This window comes from Mesorhizobium sp. M7A.F.Ca.CA.002.05.1.1, assembly GCF_003998335.1.
In the GTDB taxonomy this organism is placed as follows: Bacteria; Pseudomonadota; Alphaproteobacteria; order Rhizobiales; family Rhizobiaceae; genus Mesorhizobium.
The window spans coordinates 1-4,644 of sequence record NZ_RZQI01000466.1 but is presented as its reverse complement, the minus strand read 5'-3'; the positions used below and the strand labels follow the sequence as shown (position 1 = coordinate 4,644).

Below are 4,644 nucleotides of genomic sequence, written 5' to 3'. Positions count from 1 at the left end.
TGTGCAGACAGTCCAGTACCGGGAGTGGCGCAAGGACCGCTACAATCGCAATTTTTCGCGTGACCGCAGTTTTTCGCGTGACCGCAATTTTTCCCGCAATCGCGGCGCGTATTGGAACGGCCATCGCGGCTATCGCGAATATCGCCCCGGCTACCGTCGTCACGGCGATTATTGGTTCCCGCTCGCGGCGTTCGCGACTGGCGCGCTGATCACCGGTGCCATCATCAACAACGAGAACAACCGCGTCTACGGAGGCAACGCCCACGTCCAGTGGTGCTACGACCGCTATCGCAGCTACCGTGCTTCGGACAACACGTTCCAGCCGAATTACGGCCCTCGCAAGGAGTGCCGTTCGCCTTACTGATTCGTGAATGAGTGCCAATAGCTGACGAGTAGACCCGTGCCAGAATCTGTCGCGGGTCTTCTCTTTTCAGTAAGCATGGGAGCCGGCATCAGCCAGCCCAACTGATGGCCTTGATGATGTAAAAACGTGCATCGCCTTCCGAAGGTGAGCGATATGCTCCAAGGGCGTCGCAAATTCGAACCGCCGCGGCGCTCAGTTCCCAACCAAGCACTTCCAGGTCGTCATCGACATCCGTCACGTAAGACTGGGTCAGTTCGTCGATGCTATTTGTCTCGCCGAAGGATCGAACCCGCTTTGCGTCGATCATAACGTCATCGGGCCAATTTGAATTTGCCCAGGCCCAGAGCCAACTCTGCGACTTAGCGCTCGTGGACCCGGCAATCTGGACCTCTGCGGTGACTTTGATTTCTCCGCCCTTGGAAAACAAAAGCCTTCTGGTCTCGATGTCATAGTCGTAGCGAGACGAGTGGCCGAGCTGGAAGTCTCTCTCCAAGCGGTCATTCTTGGCATTTAGTTGTTCGATAGCCTCGTCGCGCCAAGCAGGATACCAATCTGGCTTCATTTCCCCTCGCCCCATTAGACAATCGGTTATGGCACACTCAGCGTCCGTCGCACAGCATCGCGCCAACCCGCGAGTTTGGCTGAGCGTATGGAGCTATCCATGTCCGGCTGGAAGCGCCGCTCCAGCGCCCAGCTTTTCGCAAACTTCTTAGCATCCGGCCACACGCCCGCCTTCGAGCCGGCCAGCCAGGCCGCCCCCAACGCCGTCGTCTCCAGAATGGTCGGGCGGTCGACCGGTGCATCGAGGATGTCGGCCAGACGCTGCATGGTCCAGTCCGACGCCACCATGCCGCCATCGACCCGCAGCACGGTCTTGGCCGAAGCCCCCTTCCAGTCCTTGCGCATGGCGTCGAGCAGGTCGCGCGTCTGGTAGGCAACGGATTCGAGCGCGGCACGGGCAAACTCGGCCGGGCCAGAATTGCGCGTCAGTCCGAAAATGGCGCCGCGTGCCTCGGCGTCCCAATGCGGCGCGCCGAGCCCGACGAAGGCCGGCACCAGGTAGACGTTTTGGGTCGGATCGGCTTCATCAGCCAATTTGCCGCTCTGCTCGGCCTTGCCGATCACCTTGATGCCATCGCGCAGCCATTGCACCGCAGCACCGGCAATAAAGATCGAGCCTTCCAGCGCGTAGGTCGTCTTGCCGTTCAGCCTGTAGGCAATGGTGGTCAAGAGCCGGTTCTTCGAACGCACAAGATCGCTCCCGGTGTTGAGCAGGGCAAAGCAGCCGGTGCCGTAGGTGGATTTCATCATGCCCGGCTCGAAACAGGCCTGGCCGATGGTTGCCGCATGCTGGTCGCCGGCGACACCGAGGATTCTTATCTCGGCGCCAAAGAGATTTTTCTCCGTGATTCCATAGTCATCGGCGCAGTCTTTCACCTCGGGAAGTATTTCTATTGGGATGTTGAGGATCGACAGCAGCTCGTCGTCCCAGGCATTCTCAGCGATATTGTAGACCAGCGTGCGCGAGGCGTTGGTGGCGTCCGTGGCGTGGACCTTGCCGCCGGTCAGCCGCCAGATCAAAAAGCTGTCGATGGTGCCGGCGAGCAATTCGCCCTTCTCGGCGCGTTTTCTCGCGCCTTTCACCTTGTCCAGCATCCAGGCGATCTTGGTGCCGGAAAAATAGGGATCGAGCAGCAGGCCGGTCTTGCGGGTGAACTTTTTCTCCAAGCCCTGCTTCTTGAGTTTCTGGCACAGCGGCGCGGTGCGCCGGTCCTGCCAGACAATGGCATTGTGGATCGGCTTGCCGGTCGCCTTATCCCAGATGACGACTGTTTCGCGCTGATTGGTGATACCGAGCGCCGCCACGTCGGAAGCATTCCGGCCGGCCTTCTTCAGCGCCGCCTTCACGGTCGACACCACACTCGCCCAGATATCTTCCGGATCGTGCTCGACCCAGCCGGAGGCCGGATAGTGCTGGGCGAATTCGTTTTGCCCACTGCCGGCGACCTTCATCTCGCCGTCGAACAGGATCGCCCGGGTCGAAGTCGTGCCCTGGTCGATGGCAAGGATATATCCGGTCATTATGCCTCCCCGCTTAGTCTTTTACACAAACAGGGGAGACGGCAAGATGCCGCCTCCCCCAATGTCACACGGGCGCAGACGCCCGCTTAGAACAATCTTACTTTTGCCAGCTCTTCACCAGTTCGTCGTAATTGATGGTGATCGGCTTTTCCTTCTCGTTCTCGATCTTCAGCTGAGGAGCGAGATTGCCCTTCTTGACCGCGTCGGCGTTCCAGTAGGCGAGGTCATGCTCTTCGGCCATCTTCGGACCGATGTCGCCCTGGATGCCAGCCTTTTCCAGGCGTTCCATGACCTTTTCCTGCTCAGAGCAAAGCGAGTCCATCGCCTCCTGCGCCGTCTTGGCGCCCGACGACGCATCGCCGATCGCCTGCCACCAGAGCTGTGCCAGCTTCGGATAGTCCGGAACGTTCGTTCCGGTCGGCGACCACTGAACACGGGCCGGCGAGCGGTAGAACTCGATCAGGCCGCCGAGCTTCGGAGCGCGTTCCGTGAAGCTCTTGTCCTGGATCGTCGACTCGCGGATGAGCGTCAGGCCGACATGGCTCTTCTTCACGTCGACCGTCTTCGACACCACGAACTGCGCATAGAGCCAGGCGGCCTTGGCGCGATCATCAGGCGTGGACTTGAGAAGCGTCCATGAACCCACGTCCTGATAGCCGAGCTTCATGCCGTCCTTCCAGTAGACGCCGTGCGGCGACGGAGCAAAGCGCCATTTCGGCGTGCCGTCCGCGTTCACGACCGGCAGCCCGTCCTTGACGAAGGAGGCGGTGAAGGCGGTGTAAGTGAACATCTGCTGCGCGACCGTGCCTTGCGACGGGACGGGGCCGGATTCGCCGAACGTCATGCCCTGGGCTTCCGGCGGCGCATAGGCCTTCAGCCAATCCAGGTACTTCTGGATCGAATACACGGAAGCCGGGCCATTGGTGTCGCCGCCGCGCGCGACGCACGAGCCGACAGGCTGCGACTTCTCGTTGACCTTGATGCCCCATTCGTCGACCGGAAGACCGTTCGGCAGGCCCTTGTCGCCATTGCCGGCCATGGACAGCCAGGCATCGGTGAACCGCCAGCCGAGCGACGGGTCCTTCTTGCCGTAGTCCATGTGGCCATAGACCTTCTTGCCGTCGATCTCGCGGCCGGTGAAGAACTCGGCGATGTCCTCATAGGCCGACCAGTTGACCGGAACGCCGAGGTCGTAGCCGTACTTGGCCTTGAAATCGGCCTTGTTCTTCTCGTCGTTGAACCAGTCGTAGCGGAACCAGTAGAGATTCGCGAACTGCTGGTCGGGCAGCTGGTAGAGGTCGCCGTCCGGAGCGGTCGTGAACTTGGTGCCGATGAAGTCGGCGAGGTCGAGGTTGGGGTTGGTGACGTCCTTGCCCTCATTCGCCATCCACTTGGTCAGGCTGCGCGCCTGCTGGTAGCGCCAGTGCGTGCCGATCAGGTCGGAGTCGTTGACGTAGGCGTCATAGATATTCTCGCCCGACTGCATCTGCGTCTGCAGCTTTTCGACGACATCGCCTTCGCCGATCAGGTCGTGGGTGATCTTGATGCCGGTGATCGCGGTGAAAGCGGGCGCCAGAACCTTGGACTCATAGCTATGCGTATCGATGGTCTCGGAGACCACCTTGATGTCCATGCCGGCGAAAGGCTTCGCCGCATCGATGAACCATTGCAGCTCGGCTTCCTGGCCGGCGCGATCGAGCGTCGACAAGTCCTTGATTTCGGTATCGAGGAAGGTCTTGGCTTCGTCCATTCCGGCATAGGCCTGGCCTGCTCCCCAGAGCAGGACAAGCGCAGTCGTTGATGTTAAAAATTGCCTTCGCATTTCGTTTCCTCCACTTTTCAAGTTTCAAGTGCGATCTGGAGCGGTCGTCGGCACGCGGTCGCTCCAACAGTTTCCCCCTCTATACGTAGCGGAACACGCCGACGGCGTAGACTACGGAGAGAGCGAGAGCCCACCACAGGTTGGGTCCGACAAGACCCAGCCAAGCGAGATGGATAAAGGCGCTGCCGAGCAGCGAAACGAAGAGGCGGTCGCCGCGCGTCGTCTCGAAGCGCAGGACGCCGACCCGGGGATTGCCGCCGGGCGAGGCGTATTCCCAGACCGCCATGCCACAGAGCAGCACCAGGATCGTGATGAAAAAGATCGCCGTTGGCAGCGTCCATGCCATCCAGGTGAGGTTCATGGTCATACCCTCCCC

At 60.5% G+C, this 4,644-nt stretch carries 5 protein-coding genes; 1 reads left to right on the top strand and 4 read right to left on the bottom strand.

Annotated features, from left to right (window positions below):
* Window position 1 precedes the first annotated feature (1 nt).
* Window positions 2-364 carry a BA14K family protein gene (locus EN939_RS21655; protein WP_245473132.1) on the top strand — a complete coding sequence of 121 codons (363 nt, stop codon included), beginning with the start codon at window positions 2-4 and terminating at the stop codon, window positions 362-364.
* 88 nt (window positions 365-452) lie between these two features.
* Here the strand turns inward: EN939_RS21655 and EN939_RS21650 are convergent, their stop codons facing one another.
* The 4 genes from EN939_RS21650 to EN939_RS21635 form a co-directional block, all read right to left on the bottom strand.
* Window positions 453-926, bottom strand: a complete 474-nt coding sequence (locus EN939_RS21650) for a DUF6882 domain-containing protein (protein ID WP_127269599.1) — start codon at window positions 924-926, stop codon at window positions 453-455.
* A gap of 26 nt (window positions 927-952) precedes the next feature.
* On the bottom strand, window positions 953-2,446 hold the full coding sequence (gene glpK, locus EN939_RS21645) for a glycerol kinase GlpK (RefSeq protein WP_127269598.1): 1,494 nt from the start codon (window positions 2,444-2,446) through the stop codon (window positions 953-955).
* 97 nt (window positions 2,447-2,543) lie between these two features.
* Entirely contained in the window at window positions 2,544-4,268 is a 1,725-nt protein-coding gene (locus EN939_RS21640) for an ABC transporter substrate-binding protein (RefSeq protein WP_027036699.1), read from the bottom strand.
* A 79-nt stretch (window positions 4,269-4,347) separates the two neighbouring features.
* Complete coding sequence (locus EN939_RS21635) at window positions 4,348-4,629, bottom strand: DUF2160 domain-containing protein (protein WP_127269597.1); 282 nt, start codon at window positions 4,627-4,629, stop codon at window positions 4,348-4,350.
* Window positions 4,630-4,644: the final 15 nt, after the last annotated feature.